We start from the raw sequence: 19,055 nt of genomic DNA on the forward strand, positions 1-19,055 counted from the left end.
CGTTTATACGGAAATGATTCGTTAGTACAGCTTGATCTGCTCCAGTTGCTGAAGGGTAGATAGATCGGTGAGGCTTTGTTTGCCAACGCTGATTCCTGCCGATCTTCCCATATAAAAAGGAAAATGGAGAAGAACCAAAATCCGCCCATGCCCGATGTCCCGGCGCTGCATCTCCTCTCGGATGGGGCGGGTGTTCACACGGACAGGAGCATCCTCATCCAGCAGCATAAGGTGGGCTGAGATAAGCCACCTTTCCGTCCGGCTGCCGCGGAAGGGCTGATTCAACAGCAGTTCAATCCCGTCATCAGGCCCTTCCTCCCCCAACATAAGAGCAACAATTTGTTGAAGGGACGCTTGGCTCCTGGGGTTCACCGAGTCGTCCAGCCAAAAGGCATACATCGTAGGCACTTGAGAAGTGGAGGCCAGATATCTGGAAAGCTCACTGCCGCCGGGAAGCACACCCGCCCCGATGATCACGGCCAATACTCCGGCTGCCAGCCGCAAACGCTTTGCCTTTGGGGTCGCGCATAGGGAAAATGAAACTGCCCGGACACGCTCTGTCAGGGCAGACTGGCTTTCCAGCCAATGAACGGCGGCACCCATCCGGCGAGGCCGGGATAAACGGAGGTTCAACTCCCCTTGTTTGAGCAGAAGCCGGCCATATGCCAGCTTGTCCGCATGCTTCAGCCTGCTCAGCACCCGCTTGTCGCACCGCAGCTCCAGATCATCCCGAAGCCGGACTGCCGCCAGATGAACAAGCGGATTGAACCAATGAGGGATACGGAGCAGATCTGCTGTAAGCTGAAGCAGGCTGTCCCTGGACCGCCAATGCTGGAGCTCGTGCAATAGGATCAGACGGAGCTCGGCTTCGGTATAATGCTCCGAATAATCATACGGAAGCATAATCCGCGGCCGAAGCACCCCATAGAGAAACGGAAACACCGTCCCTCCCGACAGCAGCTGAACGGGAGCGGAAATGCCGGTTTCCGTTTTGCATTGCTCCAGCAATTCGAGCACAGCGTTGTCCCCGCAGGGCAGCCCCCTTTGTATCAGACTCCTTGTCCGCCATGCGGCCATCCCTTCCTTCCCTGCCCAAACCAAACAGCCAAGCAGCCAGAGGAAAGCCACCGAAAGCTGCAGCCCGTTTACAGCACCGGCTTTGCTCCGGGTCGCCATGGACTCCTCATCAAAGGCAAAATCGTCCCATTGGGCTTCCCGTCCGCCTTCATACCCTGCCAAGGGAACAGCCGCAGAAGGAGACTCCCGCCAAGGGAGCTTTTCCCATAACCCTGCAGCCGTGTCCATCATCCAACCTACACCATATGGCTGCTGATAGACCAATCGGTCGGACCAATTCTCCACTCCGGTCAAACCGGGGAGAGTCAGCGGCGTCACCAGCTTCACCAGTACAATCAGCCACAGCACAACCATACAGCCGGGCGATACCCATCGTTTGGCCAAACCTCTGAACAAAAGCACGATTCCCCCAACCAGAGCGGCCGCAACAGACAGCTCGAACATCCGGGCGAAGGAAATCTGCAGTGCAATCATGGGCGATGGCCCCGCTCCGCCGCTTCGTCCAGCAGCCTCCGCAGAGCCTCCAGCTCCTCTTCAGATCCGTTCCGGTCCTTCAAAAATCCGCTCAGCATCGCTCCAAAGTTGCCGTCATAATACTCCTCCAGGAAGTGCTCCCGCTCTTGGGTGAGATAAACCTCCTCGCTGATTAGGGGAGAGTAGTGGTACACCCGGCTGTCCTTCCCGTCCACCTCATAACCCGCCAGCCCCTTCGCCACCAGGTTGCGGAGCAGCGTTTTGATGGTCCGGAAATGCCACGGTCTCCGCTTCTCCAACTGCTCCACAATAACCGCGGCCGTACAACGCCGATTCTGCCACAGCACCTTCATCACCGAAAGCTCGGCGGCTGTAATATGCAGCTTCTTGTCCTCCATGGTCCAGCTCCTTTCCTCAAAAAATGGGGGATATTACCTATATCGGCCGAGGAACCGACTATGATTATAGTCTTTTTCCACTGGAGAATCCGTGACATATAGAAACCCGCCTTGAAGGCGGGCGGGGGTACAGCCTTTTTCTACGTTCGCTTCACTGCAGCAACCGCCTCAATTTCCACCAATTGATGCTCATATCCCAGGAGAGTTACCCCTGTCAGCGTGCTGGGCACATTATGCTCCCCCAGCTCCTCCCGGACGGTGCGCCATACCTTCACCAGATCGGACCTGTCCGCAGCCGCCACCAGAATCCGGGTATACACCAGATCCTTAAGAGCAGCGCCGCTTTCGTGAAGCACGGCCTTGATATTGTCCACACAGAGCTTAGCTTGTTCCTCGTAACCCGCTCCCTCCGGTATGGTCCGGTCCTGATCCAGCGGGCAGGCACCTGCCAGAAACAGCACATCCATTCCCGCAGGAATGTTGGCCGCGTAAGGATAATCCACCGAGGCCAAGGATGGAATATTGCCGGGTTGGATAAACGTAACCTTGGGTTCCATTTCGTTCTTCTCCTTTCTGATTCCGGTTGCCCATGTGTCTTTGTCATTCCGCAGCCTTGCTTTTTTGAATAAACACAAACTTCTCCCCGTCCGACAGCTCCTCCACGAAAACGAAGTCCATCCGGTCGAAGCCCTTGATGTCCTCCACCGACTTGATCCGGCGTTCGGCCATATACCGGACCATCTCCCCTCTGGCCATTTTGACCAGGGTGGCCTTCTCCACCACCTTGCCGCCCATCCGAACCCCAAACACACAGGTGATAAACCGGATGCCCTGCCCCACATAGGGGGAGATGCACTTGCTGTATTCCTTGGAGGCCAGGTTGACAATGACGCGGGTCTCGGCAAACAGCTGATCCGCCAGCTTCCGGTTCCAGAAAGCGTACAGGGAATTCAGCTCCGGCCCGTTCAGCTTCGCCTGCATCTCCAGCCGGTACGGCACCACCCCGTCGAAGGGCTGCACCATCCCGTAAAAGCCGGACAATATCCGCAGATGCTCCTGCAGATAATCCAGCTCCTCCGTCTGAAGCACCGCGGGAGCCATGTACTGGTACTGGATGCCCTCATAGGAGAAAATAGCCGGGGTCAGTCCACGCCGCAGATCCATGCTCCGGATACGTTCGTAATTCAGCTCTGCAATGGCGTCATTGCAGCTCCAGATGGCCTTTGCCTCTTCATAACGAAGCTCCTTCAGGTGCGCCAGAAGAGTTTCGGTCTCATCCATAAACTGCGGCAGCCGTTTGCCGGCAAAAATATCATTGTCCGTTTTCATTTTTTTGGCTGGTGAAATGATGATCCTCATGATGGCTCCTGTCCCTCATCCTGTGTTTCCTGCAGCAGCTTCAACGCCTCGTCCGCCCACTCCAGATACGCATTGTAAATCCGCTCCCCGAACAAAACTGTGATATAGAAGAACAGATGATCCTGATCCTCCCCCATCACCCGCTGCAAATTCCCTTTGAACATCTCGATCATCTTCAGATTTTCCGTATGGCGGGTCTTGAAGGCGTCAATCCGTTTGGCGCTTTCCTCCACCGGAACCAGGCTGCCAAAAAACAGCTTCAGCAGAATTTCGTACTTGGTATACTCCTTCTGCTCGGGAACCTTCAGCCACCGGGTCAGCTCCCCCCGCCCCGCTTCGGTAATGGAGTAGAGATTGCGCTCCGGGCCTTTGCTCTCTTCGCTGACCCGCTTGGTCACCAATCCCTCCTGCTCCAGCTTGGCCAGTGTGGGATAAATCTGTCCGTACCCGATTTCCCAGAAGCTTGCGATCATATAATCCGCCCGCTTCTTGATGTCATAACCGCTTAAATCCTCGTGGTTCAACAAGCCCAGAATAATATAGACTGTTGTGTTCTCCTTGGCCATTCCGCCGCCCCTTATATCAAAATGATATGCGGATTATAGCCCTTTTGATAGAGGACTGTCAATTGGTGCGCGCCTGCCCAGTCCGATGCGAATCGCACCTTTGTGGCAGCCGTCCACACAATTCCGGCACAGGATACATTCATCATGATCCATCCGTTCTTCCTTGACCATCCGGCTCACCGGGAGGCTCATGGGGCAGGTCTTGTCACAGGCCTTGCACGACACACACTGGGAGGCGGCAGCCTCCAGGCGGAGGGAAGGATACCCAAGCTTATTCTTGATCCGGCTGCCGATGACCATAAAGGGTGCCATCCAGCATAGGGAATGGCAGAAGGAGCGCCGCCCGAACACAAGAGCTGTGCCCGCAATCAGCCCCACAACCAGGAAGTACGTGATGTACCCGTAGTTATTGGAGACCGAAATGCCATGGTCCGTGAAATAAAAGGGCTGTACCTTCCTGATCCCCCCTGCCGAGATGAACCCTGCAAGAATGGACCCCACCCAAGGCGTCCACACCCAATACTTGATTCGGTTCTGCCTGGGGCCGGTCGGTTTGCCGTTTATCTCCCCGCAGGCCTCCTGCAAACCTCCCGCCGGACAGATCCAGCCGCAGAAGGCTCTGCCGAAGATCAATGAGGTCAAGAACAGCGCCGCGAACAACAGGAAGCTGCCGGAGGCAATCCCCGCAAAGCTTCCTTGGACAATGAGATAAGGAGAGAAATAGTTCAGTGTAAGGGGAAACACCAGCGTGGAGATAAGAAGAATGGCCTTCCGGATTTTTTGAGCCTTCATAACCGCATGTTCCTTTCTGCTGAAGAAGCATTCCTGATGAGTCAACTATATTATGTTGATATAGTATTGTCAATGATGATTTGCCCCCCATGAACTACATAAACCTGCGGGATATGGAGATAGTAAACCCATGAAACAACTCAGCAAAGCCGGGCTATTCCGGTATTTGCCTAAGGGGATTTACTGACATGGCTCAACATGGCAAGGCTCCTCAACAGGAGAAGCTGCTTCCTTGGTGGCAATTGTCACTGCTTGGCGTTGCCTGTACAGTCGGTACAGGTTTTTTTCTGGGCTCTGCTATTGCTATTGAGATCGGCGGACCGTCCGTGCTGTTCAACTACGCTTTGGCCGCTGTCGGCACCTTTCTGGTATTCGACCAGCTGGCCCGAATGACGGCGGACCATCCCATGGAAGGCTCCTTCCGCTCCTATGCCGGAAAAGCCTATGGCCGTTGGGCCGGCTTCAGCAGCGGCTGGGTTTATTGGTCCGCTGAGCTCCTGATTATGGGCAGCCAGCTGACGGCCTTGTCCTTGTTCAGCCGGTTCTGGTTTCCGGCGGTGCCCATGTGGTGCTTTGCCGCGGGCTTCGGGTTGCTGGGACTGCTGGTAATTATTTGGGGAACCAAGGTATTCGACAGGCTGGAGAATACGCTGGCTGTGATGAAAACGGCCGCCATCCTGATGTTTCTGATTATTGCCGGATTGGCGCTGGCAGGGGTGCTTACCCCCAAGGAGCATGGTGCGGCCATGCCGGGTGAATGGCTGCCCAAAAGCTACACCGGACTTTGGTCGGCGCTGATCTTTTCCTTTTATGCCTTCGGGGGGATTGAGGTCATCGGGCTTCTGACTACCCGGCTGAAGAAGCCGGAGGATGCCCCGAAGTCGGGAAAGGTGATGCTCCTGGCCCTTGCTGTGCTGTATGTTTTGTCCATTGGGTTTGTCCTGCTGCTGGAGCCCTGGACCTCGTATACCTCCGATGAAAGCCCGTTTATCATATCCCTGGCTGAATACAATCTGCCTTTTGTCCCCCATCTGTTTAATGCCGTACTGATTGTCGCCGGATTTTCCACCATGACCGCCTCCCTGTTCGCCGTCACCACCATGGTGGTCACTCTGGCCAAGGATCATGACGCACCGGCGGTTTTTGCCGGGAAAGCAGGCGGAAACGGCAAAAAGCCCTTAACTGCCGTGGGTTTGTCGGCAGCAGGCTTGACCGCTTCTGTAGTATTCGCACTCCTTATGCCGGAGAGTGTGTATGAATATTTGACGACGGCAGCAGGCATTATGCTGTTGTACAACTGGTTTTTTATTCTGGTAACGGCAAGGCGGCTGCTTCCGGCCACGCCCATGATGCGTACGAAGCAGTTCGCCGGTATGGCGCTGATCGCACTGGCGGTTTTGGGCACCCTGTTCCACAGCATCAGCCGTCCAGGCTTCTTCATCAGCCTGGGCTTCACCGGAGTTATCGCTGCTATCACCTTTTTGATGAAGCGGATCTGGAACGAACAGGACGGCGGGCCCTCAACCAAAGAGAAGCCGGAACGCCTCCACACCGAAGAAGATGCCGAAGCCGATAAGGGACAGGCCGGAAATCACCGACACCGCCACAAGGAGCCCGCGCGTTAAAAACCGGCGGAAGGCACTGGCCATCAGCGCCATCAATACATCCCACAGCATAATCCCGGCCATGATGGCACCGCTGTACAGCAGGACCTCTCGGGCTTCGTATTTGGCGATCATATCCGCCAGAACCGAGCCGTATATCCCCAACCAGAACAGGATGGACATGGGATTGGAGACAGACAGCAGAAACCCTGACAGAAACGACTTTATAGGCGCCTCGCCGCCTCCCCGGTAGGAATCTCCTTGTTTGCCGGCATGAAGCAGGCTTTCGATACCCGTATAGGTCAGGACAAAACAGCCGAACAGCCACAGGAAGGTTTTCATAAACGGTTCATTCAAAAAATGGATGACGCCAAAATAAACCAGCAGCATAAAGGCACCGTCGGCAAGCATGGCCCCAAGCCCCACCAGCCATGCATGCCAGAAACCGCTGCGGATGCCCCGCTCCATCTGCGCCGTATTAATGGGGCCGATCGGAGCGGCCAACGATAGACCCAACAGAAAATGGCTGAACAATACGGCCATTTCACACCACCTCCCATATTCCTCATAAGAGGATATGCGGCTGCCCGGGCTCGTACCACAGTAATCTGGGATTCGTTTCGGCGCCACCGGGTAGGGCGATTACCCGTAATTGAAGGAGGGAAAAACATGAGCGCGCCTAAGAAAAAGGACCTGCTGGCCATATCCTCCATACCGTTGATTATGACCCTGGGAAACTCCATGCTGATACCGGTGCTTCCCGGCATGCGCAGCCAATTGAATGTCAGCTCCTTTCAGGTCAGTCTGATCATTACCGTCTATTCCGTTGTGGCGATATTCCTGATTCCGGTAGCAGGCTTTCTGTCCGATCGTTTCGGCAGAAAAAAGGTGATTGTGCCCAGCCTGATCCTTACCGGGCTCGGGGGGCTGCTCTGCGGGATTGCCTCCGTTTGGTTCGGGAACGCGTACCTGTGGATATTGGTGGGCCGGTTTATTCAGGGGATCGGCGCAGCGGGGGCGTTTCCCATTGTTATGCCGCTGGTAGGGGACTTGTTTCAGGAGGAAGCCCAGGTCAGTGCAGGCTTAGGTATCGTCGAAACCTCCAATACCTTCGGCAAGGTGCTGAGCCCTATTCTGGGCTCCTTATTGGCCGCCCTGATTTGGTACGCCCCTTTTTGGGCCATCCCGGTGCTGTGTGCAGCCTCTCTCTTAATGGTATGGTTTATGGTCAAGGTGCCCAAAAAAAAGAGTCAGGACAAACCGCCCCGGATTCCGGATTTCTTCAAATCGGTTAAAACCCTGTTCAAGGAAAAAGGCCGCTGGCTGTATGCCATCTTCGCTTTGGGCGGCATCAGCATGTTTGTGGTATTCGGCACCCTCTTTTATTTGTCGGAAATGCTGGAGGATGAACACGGGATGCATGGGGTGCTGAAGGGGAGTATGCTGGCGATACCGACTGCGGCGTTATGCATATGCTCCTTCGGAACAGGGAAGCTCATCGGGGACCACAAGAAACGGATGAAGTGGTTCAACCTGGCCGGTGTGGTCCTGCTCTCTGCCGCGGCGCTGGCCTGTGCCTGGTTTGGCGAAAACTCCCTCCTGCTGGATATGACCCTGATTTCATTAAGCTCCGCAGGGGTGGGCATTGCCCTGCCTTGTCTCGACGCCTTCATCACCGAGGGAATCGAAAAGGAGCAGCGCGGCACCGTCACCTCCTTCTACAGCAGCATGCGGTTCATCGGCGTTGCAGCCGGGCCTCCGGTTGCCTCTGTTATGCTGAAGCCATCAGCAGGTCCCTTCTTCTATCTGGCGGCGGGGTTAGGAGCCGTTGCGGTTCTGCTGTCCGCCTTCGCCCTCAAGCCGAAGGAAGATCAAGCGGCGGAAAGCTGACGAGAAGGAGGAGCAAATTAAAAAGCAGGGAGCACGATCACCGTGCCTCCCTGCTTTTGGCCAGAATATAGAGCCCTTGTCTCCTCCATTGGAATATGCAGCGCAGGGGGAGACGGTATTAGAACGGCGCTCGGCCTACCCGCTATCTGTCTGCCTCATACTCAAACGGCGCTTCGCAGGAGTAGATTTCATGGTAGAACCCCATATACGGAATATTCTCCTCCATACATTTGATCTTGTACAACAGCTCCTCATCACACTCCGGCTCTTCACCGTTATGCCGCATTACCTCAAAGGCATCCACGATGTTTTCCATCAGCACCGTTTGAATGAATAGTGGGAGTTGATCCAGCATCTGCTGCTCCAATCCGGTTTCGGACCGGTACCCTTCCAGCACGGCTGCAAAATACTCCTCCATAAACCGCCTGCGTTTCTCCGTATCCCGCTCGCGTTGGATCCAGCCCGTCCCATGTGTCCACAGATTGGCCAGATCGTACATGTACCAGCAGAAGCAGGAGTTGTCGAAATCGAACACGGTGATGTCTCCTGTATCGTAATCGATGTTGTAATTCCCGTCGCTGTAGTCAAAATGGACCATTCCGAACACTTCGCTGCTTCTGTCCAGGGCTTCCAGCGAAGCCAACAGCTCGGCCAGCTTCTCCCGGAGCAGAGATAAGGAGACAGGGATCAATTCACCGATGTAGCCCGTATTGTACTTGTCAAAAAAGGTATACCGGCGGCGGACTGGACGGTAACCCTTGGACAGGTGATGGAGCTTGCCCAGGGTTTTGCCGCAGTTGTAGAAATATTCGGTGAGGGGTGCACCCTCGCGGTAACGGTAATGGTTTTCCGCCAGTGATTTGCCTCTGGCCTTGTGGAACAGGCAGATCAGGTAGGTGTGGCTCCCGAGTGTAATTTCCTCCGCCAGCTCCCCGCTGCGGGAGGGAATCACATCCGCCACACTGCCGCCGGTGGCCGCCAAATAACGGATGTATTCTGCCTCGGCCAACACATCCTGGCGGCTCCGGTCCGGTAAATAGGCGATACGGAGTATTAGGGGCGCCACCCCCTCTTTCTCGCAGGTAAATACAATGTTGCGGCCTCCGTCATGGCCTTCGACCGGGCTGAATTCGTATCCTTCTAGCCCGTACAACTCCGAGATGGGCCCAAGGAAATGAGTCTTCGTGATGTGAACAACCTCGTTATGGTTCAAATGTGTCCTCCTTCGTGTTTTGGTAGTAAAGTAACCTTTGGGGTGCGGGTGCGCCCGTAACGGACCCCACAGACCTTATTTCGCCGAAATGACCACTTTTGGAAATGTTACGGACAGGAGAGCCCTTATTCACCCCAAATCCTCTTGTTATAAGGAGAATCGGGACAAATAAGGGCCGTGGAGTCCGCGAAAACAAGAAAATGATGATTCCGGACCAAATAAGCGCTGTGGGGTCCGTTAGCTAACCAAGCCTTGCGGCTACACCTCTCTGGGAGGTTTCCATCCCCCATCTGGCCTATGCTACTGGACCGGGTTATGGTGTTTGTGCGCTCCATTGCCTTGAACCGGGCTATGGAAGGGTGGCGGTTACCATAATCTCGATGGCATCCCACTGGATATTCTGGCGCAGCTCCGATTTTCCCAAGGAGCCTCCCCATACATGGTCGACCCTCAGCCCGGCCTGAGCAAACATCGCTTTTAGCTCAAACGGGAAATACCTCCGTTCCTTCACCTCAACCATCCGTTTTTCATATAATGCGGCGCATGGTTATCAAAAAAAGCTTGCCAGTTCGTTGTACTCCATTTTGGTACATCGCTCCCTTTAAACCAGATATTTCGAGCATAGTCCCCTCTTCCATTTTCCTCAAGGGCGAGTATTGCTATAAATAAAGCTTCCGATTAAGCAGCCGCCAGAAGATCACACAGGTTGACATATATAGATCCTCGATATATATTCATATGTAGCTAATCGATATATGGAGGCACACGGAATGGACAAGGGACTGATTGCCGGCAGCACCACGCTGCTGGTGTTGAAGCTGCTGGAGCATAAGGATATGTACGGGTACCAGATGATCGAGGAATTAGCCAAAAAATCCGACCAGACCTTCCACTTGAAGGCCGGCACCCTATACCCCATTCTCCATGGCCTGGAGCAAAACGGGATGGTGACGTCCTATGACGAGCAGGCAGACGGCGGGCGTCTGCGCAAGTATTACCGGTTGACCTCCAAGGGCAAAGGCCAGCTAGCCGACAAAAAGCAGGAATGGCTGAAATACGCCCAGGCTGTCCAAAACATCTTGAATGAAGGTGCCACCTATGCCACCCATTGAGAAGCTGCGGGAATACACCAACACCGTCTGCAGTCAGATCCGCTGGAAAAAAGCCCGTGAAGCCGTATCGCAGGAAATCCACAGCCACCTCATGGACCAACGGGAGGCGTACATACAGGAAGGAGCTACGGAAGACAGAGCTACGGAACATGCCATTGCCGATATGGGCGATCCTGTAACTGTAGGAATACAGTTGGACCGTGTCCACCGGCCCAAACCCCAGTGGGGAATGCTGGGTGTGGTCTTCGTTATAGTGGTGGTGGGGATTATTCTTCAAGCGCTGGTACAAAATGATATCGCGACTCGGTTTCGTACCCCCATCATGGTGGGATATCAGTTTAAATTTGCTTTGATTGGCCTGGGCGTCTTTATAATCTTGTATCTTATCGACTTTTCCATCATCGGTAAATATCCAAAAACTACCTACATAGCAATCCTTTGTTTGTTTTTAATATCTCTCTTTATATCTCCTCTAAGAGGAGGCGCCCCATATTACGCTACCTATTGCTCACTGCTGTTTCCATTAGGCATCTCAGGTATGGTGTATGCCATGAGAGGAGAAGGATATTGGGGCATCACCGTTTGCGTAGGCGCCATTCTGTTCCCCGCCGCCTTAGCCTGGATGGTTCCTACGGTTGCCGGCTTTGTGCTGACTGTAACCTGCGGGATGGTGATCCTTGGAGTTGCTATCTCCAAAAATTGGTTCCAGGTTAACAAGCTTCGCAGTTATCTATGGGCCTATCTGCCCTTCTTGGGGGCGACGCTGCTGTTTGCTTCCACCCTTCTCCGCACCCCGTATAACATCGAGCGGCTGCGCAACTTCTTGCATCCCGAATCAGATCCTCTGGGAGGGGGTTATGTGGCGTTGGTGATGAGAAGCCTGCTGAAGAATGCCCAGCTATGGGGAAACGGTACCATGCCCCAGCAGTTTGCGGAAAGACAGTCCTTCCCGCTGCCTTCCATACACTCCGATCTGATGCTCACCTATCTGATTTTCAGACTAGGCTGGCTGCCCTTTGGGCTGATCGTTGCACTGCTTGTTCTCTTTATCGTCCACAGCTTCCGGCAATGCTGGCGCCAAAAGAGCGTATTAGGCCAACTGGTATCATACTCTGTTCTGTTGACCTTTGCTCTCCAAACATTCCATTACATTACGTATAATACGGGCATTTTGCTTTTTGCCCCATTGTCGCTGCCGCTCATTTCTTATGGTCTTGGGGGGATGGTCATAAACATGGGACTCCTCGGACTAATGCTGTCCGTCTTCCGGAACGGGAGTGCGGCCAGGGACCGCATGTTGTCTTCCTCTGCTCATCGGCCGTTCATTACGTGGCGGGAGCGGAAGCTGGTTATTGATTTTGGGAGAAAAAATGGGGAGTAATGGTCTAAAAAAGGTAAAGGAGGAATTTCCATGTTTGCCGTACTGTTGTTTGTTGCCGCGGGTTTGGCCGAAATTGGAGGAGGCTATTTGGTTTGGCTGTGGCTGAAGGAGTTCAAGCCCATGTGGTATGGCGTTCTGGGCGCCCTGATTTTGGTTTTGTATGGGGTCATCCCTACCCTGCAGAAATTCCCTTCCTTTGGCCGGGTCTATGCTGCTTATGGCGGAGTGTTCATCATATTGGCCGTATTGTGGGGATGGCTGGTGGACAAAAAAACGCCCGATCTCTATGATTGGATCGGGGCAGCCATCTGTATGGCAGGAGTCTGGGTGATGTTATGGGCGCCCCGGAGTTGAAGCAGGCAGGAGGCGGAGGCTTAATCCAGCTTCGGATAAGCATGATGCTCCCCCTCCTGGCTCAGCTCTGCGAATAAATTGTTATCCGACGGTGTAATGGCATCCGCGGTGTCTCGGGAGGGTTTAGCCCCGGCCTGGGCTTCTGCCGCCAGGGCAGGGGGCTGCCCGATTCCGGCCATCGCCGCATATTGGGACAGGAGGTTCTTCATCTGGCCGTAGGTGAGAGGCTGGGCATCCGGTATATACTCGTAGCCGATAAGACCGTTGGTTTCCATGGTTATCGTCTTCATATCCCCCATCCGGAAAATCCCCGTTTGCCGCAGCTTCATCTCCAACTGGTCCACCGTCATCCGGAGCTTGGCCAGCTCCTTCACCTGCATCTTGCCGTCCCGGATCAGGGTCACCGTTTTGCCGCGCATCAGCTTTTCAAAAAAATTCCACTTCAATTCCAACATCTCCAGTACCACCAGAATCGAGATAAAGGTGGTGGCCGCCACCAACGCCATCCAGATGCTCTTATCGGCGATGGGCTGCACAATTACGGTACCGATGGAGATCATGATCACTGTTGTCGGAATGGTCATTTGGGAAATGGACTTGCGCCCGGCGATCCGCAGCAGCACCATGGCCCCCAGAATAACCACACCCGACTTCCAAAACTCTCCCCACGTATCCATCCAATTCAATCCGCCACACTCCTGTCTTCCCCAGTTTCTTCTAGTGTTCTTAGAGAGAAGGCAGGATATGCAGGAATTACCGGATAAAATGGGTACGGACCCGCGGTTCCGCTTCAGGAAGCCCCAGTTTTTCCTTGCCGGTCTCCACCACCTTCAGCAGCCAGGCCATGGCATTGGCATTTTTGCGGAGAGTCTGGATGCCTTCCCCGTCCTGCAGCACCTCGCCCTTCTCGCGTCCGTAAGCCACAGTCCAATATTGGGACGGAGGCAGAAGGGTTTCCGCCAGGTTCAGATAGTTGTTCAGCTGATGAACCACGTCTACCCCACCCGCCCGGCGGACCACGGACAGGGAGGTCGCCACCTTAAACCGGAAATACCCGGAGCTGGTGTAGAAGACCCGGTCCAGAAACGACTTCATGGTTCCGGCAATGCCTGCATAATACGTGGGAGAAGCCAGAATAAAACCGTCCGCCTCCCGCATTTTGGCTGCGATCTCATTGACTGGATCCTTGGTGAAGGCGCAGGTATTCCCTTCGGATTTGGAGCAATAGCCGCAAGCAATGCAGCCATGAATATCCAGGTGGCCGATCTGGATGGTCTCCACCTCAATGCCCTCCTGCTCCAGTTCATGGGCCATGATCTCCAGAGCCTGCGCCGTGTTCCCGTTTTTGCGGGGGCTTCCGTTAATGGCGATAATTTTCATTATGGGTCCCTCCTTGCGTTCTGGGACCAGTATAAACCCACTGCTTGGCGTGGAGTCAAAGGTATTTTTCGTGTCGCCGGATATACCGGTAGGCCCCATAACCGAGAAGGCCGAATAAGCACAGCGCTCCGCCGGTAATCATCCACACCCTTCGACCGGACGACTCGGAGACTTCAGTCAGAGGAATTTCCTTCCCCTTCAAAAAAGCAAGCTCCCAGTCAGTCATATTCTCCTGCGGGGATAGGGGAGAGCAAATGGGATACTCCCAGCCGGCTTCCGTTTTATTCAGGAAAAATAGATAGTTTTGCCCCTCCTGGCTTGGCTCCCCCCAGAATGGAAGTCCTCTGATGGAAAGACGGGAATCGGTTACTCCTTTATAACTTTGAAGCACCCGAACCTGAACGCTCGGGGGATCATCCTCTGTACGGGTCGCCTTCATTAATCTGGCAAGGATCACACCGTCATACTTCTCGTAGTTCATCTCGATGGAAAGAATCATCGAACAGCTGAGGGCAGACGCAAAACGGGGAGGCTGAGAGGATAGAATGGCCAATACTCCGGCCGTGATGAGCAATGCTTTTATCCATCTTTTCACGGTCATCATCCTCTGTTACCTCCTCCGCCTGGTAAACCGGTAGGCCCCATAACCCAGAAGGCCGAATAAGCCCAGCGCTCCGCCGGTTAGCTGCCATACCCTTCCGCCGGAAGGCCCGGAGGACTCGGGAACTCCATTCAGAGGAATTTCCTTCCCCTTCAAAAAGGCCAGCTCCTTCACTGCCTCCGCCTCTTTGCGTGTAGGAGAACAAAGCGGATTCTCCCAGCCGGCATCACCTTTCCTGAGAAAAAACAAGTAGGTTTGCCCCTTCTCGCTTGGTCCCCAATAAGAGCCGTACACGGGACTTTCGCCAAAGGAAAAGTGGTTATCGGTCACCCCTTTGTAGCTTTTGAGCACCCGGACTTGAACGATCGTGTTGTCCTCCGCGCGGGCCACCTTCTCCACCTTGGCAAGAACGATACCATCGCTTCGCTCATAGAGCACATCAATGGGGTTAGGCGGTGCACAGAGAAGTGCAAAGGCGTTACGGGGATGCTGCAGGAATAGAACAGCAAATAATCCGGCTGCGATGAGCAGCGCTTTTATCCAGCTTTTCACGGTCAACACCTTCCTTTCCCATACAGACGGAAGGACGAATCCAGATGTTCCATATTTTAGACGATCAACCCATTTTCTTTTTGGTATCGCAGGCTCCCATCGGATAATACTTCATCCAGTGTATAGCCGTTTTTCTCCAGAATACGGGCGGAGGGGAGGTTAGCCGGGTTCACGCAGGCATACAGCTTACGGAGCTGCAGCGTACCGAATGCAAAATTGTCCACCAATGCCACACATTCCGTGCCATAACCCTGGGCCCAGTATCCTTTGTCAAATACGTATCCGATTTCCGCATGGCCCGCCTCATCATCCATATTGAACAGCATTGCGTTTCCGATAACAGCCCCTGTTGCCTTCAAAACCACGGCCGCATACAAATGGGTGCCTGCCTCCTCCCGTGCCAGCAAGGCTCCGATATGCCCGCGGGTATCCTCCATGGTGTGCATCAGCCTCCAGCCGATAAACCGGGACACCTCTCCATCGGACAAATAAGCAAGCATCTCCGCCGCATCGTCCATGGTGATGGTCCTCAGTTGAAGCCTAGTGCCTTCCAGGGAATGAAAGAGGTTTTTGTTCATATTCATAATGGCTTTGATCAACAGCTCCTCCTTCAACTGCTTGGGCAGTTCATATCGTTGGTCCTGCAAAGCATCCGGGTTGATCTCCACCCTTTTGCCTGCAGCCTCTTCCTTCTCGGCGAAACGAACCAGCGTCTCCACAGGGCTGGCCGGTTCACTTAGAAGCATGGTTTTTAATTGGGCCAATAGCTCAGGCTGGTTCAATTCCTGGAATTGCAGCCGTCCGTAAGTGCAGGCAGCCTGCGATTCATAGCTGTTTCGTTGGTTGATGATTTCCCAACCGGGCCATACTGCCTTGAGCCTCGGGGTTAATGCCGGATCGGGCTCTGCATGCCACACCTGCAGTTTTTCCCCCTTCACATCAATATGGAAGCCACCCACAGGGAATCGATCCGACCATTCCTTTAAGTCAAGACTAGATAGGCCATAGGATTTCTCTATTCCGTCCAAGAGCCGGGGACCTCGCGTCAAAAAATTCTCCAGTTCCCCCTCTAAAGGGAAGATCAGCAATTCCTGCTCGGAGAATGCAACACTTGCCACCAGGTCAACCCATTTTTTCTCCTCAGGAGGTGCCAGACTTACCTCATGCCGTGACGCTTCACGGACGGACAAAACCTTATCGGTCGGATACCCGACATATGCCGCCAGATCCGCGATCCCTTCGTGAGCCCAACGAATTTCCCACCCCGGCCAGTTATTCTTCATCAGCCCCAACAATACATTCCGCAGGGGTACATCGTACAAGATATCCTCCCCTCCGTAAAACAGCAGCACTCTGCGCTCCAGATCAAGGACGGCTCCGCCCTCCGCCCATTTATCATCCAACCATCCGGATTCATCGACTCGCTTCTGAAGCTCAATAAACCGTATGGCATATTGCTCGCCCCAGAACAAGCTTACCGGCAGAGTGTACGCGCACCAGTGGCTGTAATACAGCGTATAGGATTGATTTCTGACGATCAGTAGATTGGCCCTCTGCCCCATTGGTGCCGGCCTCCATTTCTTTGGATTGCCTTCCATTTGCCCAGATGCTCTGATAGAATGAAGCACATAATGCTGTATGTGACTGGCGAAAAAGTGGAATCAACCACAGGGAAGCATACAGCGGATCATTCCGTTCGCCTGGGAAAAGGATCTGTGGCGCTTATTCATAAGCTGCCGTGGATGCTTTTTTTGCTTTTTAATCCTATTTGTATGGAGGGAATGCCGATGGTTAAACTTTTAAAAGCCAAGGAAGCGGCGGAGCAGGTATACGATTCAGTTAGAAGCAAAGTGGAGAGGTTAAAGAAGGAGGATGTTCACCCCCACATGGCAGCGGTACTGGTGGAGGGTGACCCCGCCTCTCTCTACTACGCCCAGGCCAAACAAAAAACTGCGGAAAAGCTGGGGGTGGCGTTTTCGCTCCATACCCTCCCGTCTCACACCCCGGAAAATGAAATCCTTCAGCTTATCACCCGTCTGAATGATGACCCTTCCGTTCACGGGATCATGCTGGAGCTGCCTCTGCCCGGGCATCTTCAGGCAGGCTGCATTACAGCTGCCATCTCCACGTTGAAGGATATCGACGGTGTGACTCCCGCCAACAAGCTGGCTGTGGTTACAGGGGAAGCGGGACTTTATCCGGCAACTCCCCAAGCCTGTATTCAATTGCTGAAGCATTACGGATACAACCTTGAGGGTAAAAAGGTGACTTTGGTGGGAAGGGGACAAACCGTAGGCCTTCCCCTGTTCCATATGCTGCAGCGGGAAAATGCCACGGTAACGGTATGCCACTCCCGCACACCGGATCTGGCCTTTCATTTGGGTCATGCAGAAATTGCCTTTGTTGCCGTAGGCCGGCTCCATGTGGTGAAGGGGGCGATGGTGCACGCCGATCTGACTCTTATCGATGCAGGAATCAATGAAACGGAGGAGGGAAAAATCGCAGGCGACGTATCTCCCGAAGCAGCAATGGTTGCTGCGGCCCTGTCCCCGGTTCCGGGCGGAGTAGGAACCCTGACAACCGCGATCCTGTTTCAAAACCTGATGAAGGCCATTTCTCTTCAATCCAAGGAGGCGCATAGAAAATGAGCAATCCTATATGGGATCAAAGCATCCGGAATTTTTTGGAGCAGGCGGGAAGCTCCAGCCCTACACCCGGTGGAGGAAGCGCCGCCGCCGTTGCCGCTGCACTGGGGGCAGCCATGACCTCCATGGCAGGCAGCTTGTCCCAAGGTGAAAAATTCGCTGCGTTCCAGCCCCAGATTACCCAAGTCCTTCAGGAAATGAAGGAGCTGACCGGCGAATGTGAAAGGCTGCTGCAAGCGGACATCGCTTCTTTTGATCAGTACATGGATGCCCTGAAGCTCCCCAAACAGACAGATGAGGAAAAACAGTACCGCAAAAATACGCTGCACCATGCCATTCTGCAAGCCATCGCCGTTCCCCTCCGCCTGATCACGGTGTGCCGAACGGGTATGGCCCATGCCCGCAGCATTGCTGAAATCTCCAACAAAAACGTCATCTCCGATCTGGGTATTGGAATCATCCTGCTGGAGGCGGCTGCACAATCCGCCTTGCTCACAGTAGAAATTAACCTGGCCTCGCTGAAGGACCCGGAACAGGTCCGGCCTTACCGGGAGGAGCTTTCCGCCCTGATGGAGGAAATCTATGAATTGAAAAGCTCCACCTTACAGATTGTCCACACCAGAATCTCAGAGTAACTGCGGCCGTGTTTCCCCAATCCGGTCAAACAGCCGTGCACACTGCAGGGTCAGCTCATGAGGCACGGTGGAGCTTTCGATTTGGCCGTTCCGGATACATTGCATGGCTTCTTGGATTTGGTAGACAAAGCCGTTTTGGGTTTGTTCGTCCTTATAATGGATGTGAGGCTCCTGTTGGTTCGTATACAAAAGGGCTTCTGAGGCAAAATGGGGGCGGGGAACGACGATTTTGCCGCTGTCGCCATAGATCACCAGACCCTGCCCCTGGTCCAAAGCGCTTACAATGCTGGTGCGCAGGGAAGCCAACAAATGCGAATAACGCAGGATGATATGATTGGTCACATCCACGCCGGTATCCGCCCAAATGGCAGCCACCTGCATATCTTCGATAGGGGCAGCCACCATGTATGTAGCGATTTCGTAGGCATACACCGTAATATCATAAGCGGCTCCGCCGCCCAGCTCGGGGTTAAAATAACGGTTGGTCTTGTCAGCCGGCGCCACGAATCCGATGGCCAAATCCAAAGATTGGGGTTTGCCGATGAGTCCTTCGGTAAGCCACTGCTTGGCCTGGTTGACGGCAGGCAAAAATCGGCTCCACATAGCCTCCATAACAAATACATTCAGTTCTTTGGCCCGGGCAAATACCGTCTCCGCCTGCGCACTGCTCACAAACATGGCTTTTTCACAAAGCACCGGCACCCGGTGGTCCAGGCAAAGCATACATAACTCATAATGAGCATCTGTTGTGGCTGCGATGTAGACGCAGTCCGGCTTCTCCCGGACCAGCATCTGCTCATAGCTGTCATACGCGGAAGGGATACCCTGCTCCGCTGCAAACTCCGTGGCCCGTTCCAAAGATTTGCTGGATACCGCCGTTACCTTGCAGCCCTCAATAAGCTTTACCGCGGCGCAAAATTTCTTGGCAATTTTCCCGGCGCCCATAATTCCGAATGTAAATGTTCCCATACGTTTCTCCTTTGTCTCCATGTATTGGAAATCCCTGATATGCTTCATTGTGG

Annotated in this window: 22 protein-coding genes and 1 riboswitch; of the genes, 7 read left to right on the forward strand and 15 right to left on the reverse strand. The window is 54.0% G+C overall.

Going from position 1 to position 19,055, the window contains the following annotated elements:
- Positions 1-21: 21 nt before the first annotated feature.
- The 6 genes from ACI1P1_RS15975 to ACI1P1_RS16000 form a co-directional block, all read right to left on the reverse strand.
- Entirely contained in the window at positions 22-1,551 is a 1,530-nt protein-coding gene (locus tag ACI1P1_RS15975) for a M56 family metallopeptidase (RefSeq protein WP_416217423.1), read from the reverse strand.
- Positions 1,548-1,949: a BlaI/MecI/CopY family transcriptional regulator gene (locus ACI1P1_RS15980; RefSeq protein ID WP_416217424.1), complete on the reverse strand. Its 402-nt coding sequence runs from the start codon at positions 1,947-1,949 to the stop codon at positions 1,548-1,550. The genes ACI1P1_RS15975 and ACI1P1_RS15980 overlap by 4 nt, the downstream gene beginning before the upstream one ends.
- Before the next feature lie 140 nt (positions 1,950-2,089).
- Entirely contained in the window at positions 2,090-2,506 is a 417-nt protein-coding gene (locus ACI1P1_RS15985; protein WP_416217425.1) for a RidA family protein, read from the reverse strand.
- Positions 2,507-2,549: 43 nt separating this feature from the next.
- On the reverse strand, positions 2,550-3,308 hold the full coding sequence (gene yaaA / locus ACI1P1_RS15990) for a peroxide stress protein YaaA (protein ID WP_416217426.1): 759 nt from the start codon (positions 3,306-3,308) through the stop codon (positions 2,550-2,552).
- Entirely contained in the window at positions 3,305-3,874 is a 570-nt protein-coding gene (locus ACI1P1_RS15995; protein WP_416217427.1) for a PadR family transcriptional regulator, read from the reverse strand. Before ACI1P1_RS15995 ends, yaaA begins: the two co-directional genes overlap by 4 nt.
- A gap of 33 nt (positions 3,875-3,907) precedes the next feature.
- Positions 3,908-4,666 (reverse strand): 4Fe-4S binding protein, encoded by a 759-nt coding sequence (locus ACI1P1_RS16000; RefSeq protein ID WP_416217428.1) that lies wholly within the window; start codon positions 4,664-4,666, stop codon positions 3,908-3,910.
- A 188-nt stretch (positions 4,667-4,854) separates the two neighbouring features.
- Here ACI1P1_RS16000 and ACI1P1_RS16005 point away from each other — a divergent pair, with 188 nt between their 5' ends.
- Positions 4,855-6,291: an amino acid permease gene (locus ACI1P1_RS16005; protein ID WP_416217429.1), complete on the forward strand. Its 1,437-nt coding sequence runs from the start codon at positions 4,855-4,857 to the stop codon at positions 6,289-6,291.
- Here ACI1P1_RS16005 and ACI1P1_RS16010 read toward each other — a convergent pair.
- Complete coding sequence (locus ACI1P1_RS16010) at positions 6,187-6,813, reverse strand: LysE family transporter (RefSeq protein WP_416217430.1); 627 nt, start codon at positions 6,811-6,813, stop codon at positions 6,187-6,189. The two genes, ACI1P1_RS16005 and ACI1P1_RS16010, sit on opposite strands and share 105 nt — an antisense overlap.
- A 126-nt stretch (positions 6,814-6,939) precedes the next feature.
- On the opposite strand from ACI1P1_RS16010, the gene ACI1P1_RS16015 reads away from it, so the two are divergent.
- Complete coding sequence (locus ACI1P1_RS16015) at positions 6,940-8,160, forward strand: MFS transporter (protein ID WP_416217431.1); 1,221 nt, start codon at positions 6,940-6,942, stop codon at positions 8,158-8,160.
- Between the two features lie 142 nt (positions 8,161-8,302).
- Here the strand turns inward: ACI1P1_RS16015 and ACI1P1_RS16020 are convergent, their stop codons facing one another.
- Together ACI1P1_RS16020 and ACI1P1_RS16025 are read right to left on the reverse strand one after the other, a co-directional pair.
- Positions 8,303-9,373, reverse strand: coding sequence for a phosphotransferase enzyme family protein (locus ACI1P1_RS16020; protein WP_416217432.1), 1,071 nt, complete (start codon positions 9,371-9,373; stop codon positions 8,303-8,305).
- A 349-nt stretch (positions 9,374-9,722) separates the two neighbouring features.
- Complete coding sequence (locus ACI1P1_RS16025; RefSeq protein ID WP_416217433.1) at positions 9,723-9,884, reverse strand: hypothetical protein; 162 nt, start codon at positions 9,882-9,884, stop codon at positions 9,723-9,725.
- A gap of 259 nt (positions 9,885-10,143) precedes the next feature.
- On the opposite strand from ACI1P1_RS16025, the gene ACI1P1_RS16030 reads away from it, so the two are divergent.
- The 3 genes from ACI1P1_RS16030 to ACI1P1_RS16040 are packed head-to-tail and all read left to right on the forward strand — an operon-like array spanning position 10,144 to position 12,220.
- On the forward strand, positions 10,144-10,485 hold the full coding sequence (locus ACI1P1_RS16030; protein WP_416217434.1) for a PadR family transcriptional regulator: 342 nt from the start codon (positions 10,144-10,146) through the stop codon (positions 10,483-10,485).
- A complete protein-coding gene (locus ACI1P1_RS16035; protein WP_416217435.1) occupies positions 10,472-11,866 on the forward strand; it encodes an FtsW/RodA/SpoVE family cell cycle protein in 1,395 nt (464 codons plus the stop codon). The genes ACI1P1_RS16030 and ACI1P1_RS16035 overlap by 14 nt, the downstream gene beginning before the upstream one ends.
- 30 nt (positions 11,867-11,896) lie before the next feature.
- Positions 11,897-12,220: a YnfA family protein gene (locus ACI1P1_RS16040; protein ID WP_416217436.1), complete on the forward strand. Its 324-nt coding sequence runs from the start codon at positions 11,897-11,899 to the stop codon at positions 12,218-12,220.
- 20 nt (positions 12,221-12,240) lie between these two features.
- Here the strand turns inward: ACI1P1_RS16040 and ACI1P1_RS16045 are convergent, their stop codons facing one another.
- The 5 genes from ACI1P1_RS16045 to ACI1P1_RS16065 all read right to left on the reverse strand — a co-directional run bounded on the left by ACI1P1_RS16045 (position 12,241) and on the right by ACI1P1_RS16065 (position 16,315).
- Entirely contained in the window at positions 12,241-12,897 is a 657-nt protein-coding gene (locus ACI1P1_RS16045; protein ID WP_416217584.1) for a DUF421 domain-containing protein, read from the reverse strand.
- A gap of 76 nt (positions 12,898-12,973) precedes the next feature.
- Entirely contained in the window at positions 12,974-13,600 is a 627-nt protein-coding gene (locus ACI1P1_RS16050) for a flavodoxin family protein (protein ID WP_416217437.1), read from the reverse strand.
- Positions 13,601-13,655: 55 nt separating this feature from the next.
- Positions 13,656-14,204, reverse strand: coding sequence for a hypothetical protein (locus tag ACI1P1_RS16055; protein ID WP_416217438.1), 549 nt, complete (start codon positions 14,202-14,204; stop codon positions 13,656-13,658).
- A 6-nt stretch (positions 14,205-14,210) separates the two neighbouring features.
- On the reverse strand, positions 14,211-14,753 hold the full coding sequence (locus ACI1P1_RS16060; RefSeq protein ID WP_416217439.1) for a hypothetical protein: 543 nt from the start codon (positions 14,751-14,753) through the stop codon (positions 14,211-14,213).
- A 56-nt stretch (positions 14,754-14,809) separates the two neighbouring features.
- Positions 14,810-16,315 (reverse strand): GNAT family N-acetyltransferase, encoded by a 1,506-nt coding sequence (locus ACI1P1_RS16065; RefSeq protein ID WP_416217440.1) that lies wholly within the window; start codon positions 16,313-16,315, stop codon positions 14,810-14,812.
- A 68-nt stretch (positions 16,316-16,383) separates the two neighbouring features.
- A riboswitch (ZMP/ZTP riboswitch) is annotated at positions 16,384-16,466 on the forward strand.
- Positions 16,467-16,540: 74 nt separating this feature from the next.
- Here ACI1P1_RS16065 and ACI1P1_RS16070 point away from each other — a divergent pair.
- The gene (locus ACI1P1_RS16070; protein ID WP_416217441.1) at positions 16,541-17,401 is read left to right on the forward strand and encodes a bifunctional 5,10-methylenetetrahydrofolate dehydrogenase/5,10-methenyltetrahydrofolate cyclohydrolase; all 861 of its coding nucleotides are present in this window, start codon (positions 16,541-16,543) and stop codon (positions 17,399-17,401) included.
- The gene (locus tag ACI1P1_RS16075; RefSeq protein WP_416217442.1) at positions 17,398-18,033 is read left to right on the forward strand and encodes a cyclodeaminase/cyclohydrolase family protein; all 636 of its coding nucleotides are present in this window, start codon (positions 17,398-17,400) and stop codon (positions 18,031-18,033) included. Before ACI1P1_RS16070 ends, ACI1P1_RS16075 begins: the two co-directional genes overlap by 4 nt.
- On the opposite strand, the gene ACI1P1_RS16080 is transcribed toward ACI1P1_RS16075, so the two are convergent.
- Complete coding sequence (locus ACI1P1_RS16080; protein ID WP_416217443.1) at positions 18,025-19,002, reverse strand: Gfo/Idh/MocA family protein; 978 nt, start codon at positions 19,000-19,002, stop codon at positions 18,025-18,027. The two genes, ACI1P1_RS16075 and ACI1P1_RS16080, sit on opposite strands and share 9 nt — an antisense overlap.
- Positions 19,003-19,055: the final 53 nt, after the last annotated feature.

The organism is Paenibacillus mesotrionivorans (assembly GCF_046098205.1).
Lineage (GTDB): Bacteria > Bacillota > Bacilli > Paenibacillales > NBRC-103111 > Paenibacillus_AR > Paenibacillus_AR mesotrionivorans.

What these genes read in the sequence shown, in the direction of transcription:
- ACI1P1_RS15975 (WP_416217423.1), bottom strand. Translation starts at nt 1,551, where the DNA reads ATGATTGCACTGCAGATTTCCTTCGCCCGGATGTTCGAGCTGTCTGTT.
- ACI1P1_RS15980 (WP_416217424.1), bottom strand. Translation starts at nt 1,949, where the DNA reads ATGGAGGACAAGAAGCTGCATATTACAGCCGCCGAGCTTTCGGTGATG.
- ACI1P1_RS15985 (WP_416217425.1), bottom strand. Translation starts at nt 2,506, where the DNA reads ATGGAACCCAAGGTTACGTTTATCCAACCCGGCAATATTCCATCCTTG.
- yaaA (WP_416217426.1), bottom strand. Translation starts at nt 3,308, where the DNA reads ATGAGGATCATCATTTCACCAGCCAAAAAAATGAAAACGGACAATGAT.
- ACI1P1_RS15995 (WP_416217427.1), bottom strand. Translation starts at nt 3,874, where the DNA reads ATGGCCAAGGAGAACACAACAGTCTATATTATTCTGGGCTTGTTGAAC.
- ACI1P1_RS16000 (WP_416217428.1), bottom strand. Translation starts at nt 4,666, where the DNA reads ATGAAGGCTCAAAAAATCCGGAAGGCCATTCTTCTTATCTCCACGCTG.
- ACI1P1_RS16005 (WP_416217429.1), top strand. Translation starts at nt 4,855, where the DNA reads ATGGCTCAACATGGCAAGGCTCCTCAACAGGAGAAGCTGCTTCCTTGG.
- ACI1P1_RS16010 (WP_416217430.1), bottom strand. Translation starts at nt 6,813, where the DNA reads ATGGCCGTATTGTTCAGCCATTTTCTGTTGGGTCTATCGTTGGCCGCT.
- ACI1P1_RS16015 (WP_416217431.1), top strand. Translation starts at nt 6,940, where the DNA reads ATGAGCGCGCCTAAGAAAAAGGACCTGCTGGCCATATCCTCCATACCG.
- ACI1P1_RS16030 (WP_416217434.1), top strand. Translation starts at nt 10,144, where the DNA reads ATGGACAAGGGACTGATTGCCGGCAGCACCACGCTGCTGGTGTTGAAG.
- ACI1P1_RS16035 (WP_416217435.1), top strand. Translation starts at nt 10,472, where the DNA reads ATGCCACCCATTGAGAAGCTGCGGGAATACACCAACACCGTCTGCAGT.
- ACI1P1_RS16040 (WP_416217436.1), top strand. Translation starts at nt 11,897, where the DNA reads ATGTTTGCCGTACTGTTGTTTGTTGCCGCGGGTTTGGCCGAAATTGGA.
- ACI1P1_RS16045 (WP_416217584.1), bottom strand. Translation starts at nt 12,897, where the DNA reads ATGGATACGTGGGGAGAGTTTTGGAAGTCGGGTGTGGTTATTCTGGGG.
- ACI1P1_RS16050 (WP_416217437.1), bottom strand. Translation starts at nt 13,600, where the DNA reads ATGAAAATTATCGCCATTAACGGAAGCCCCCGCAAAAACGGGAACACG.
- ACI1P1_RS16055 (WP_416217438.1), bottom strand. Translation starts at nt 14,204, where the DNA reads ATGATGACCGTGAAAAGATGGATAAAAGCATTGCTCATCACGGCCGGA.
- ACI1P1_RS16065 (WP_416217440.1), bottom strand. Translation starts at nt 16,315, where the DNA reads ATGGGGCAGAGGGCCAATCTACTGATCGTCAGAAATCAATCCTATACG.
- ACI1P1_RS16070 (WP_416217441.1), top strand. Translation starts at nt 16,541, where the DNA reads ATGGTTAAACTTTTAAAAGCCAAGGAAGCGGCGGAGCAGGTATACGAT.
- ACI1P1_RS16075 (WP_416217442.1), top strand. Translation starts at nt 17,398, where the DNA reads ATGAGCAATCCTATATGGGATCAAAGCATCCGGAATTTTTTGGAGCAG.
- ACI1P1_RS16080 (WP_416217443.1), bottom strand. Translation starts at nt 19,002, where the DNA reads ATGGGAACATTTACATTCGGAATTATGGGCGCCGGGAAAATTGCCAAG.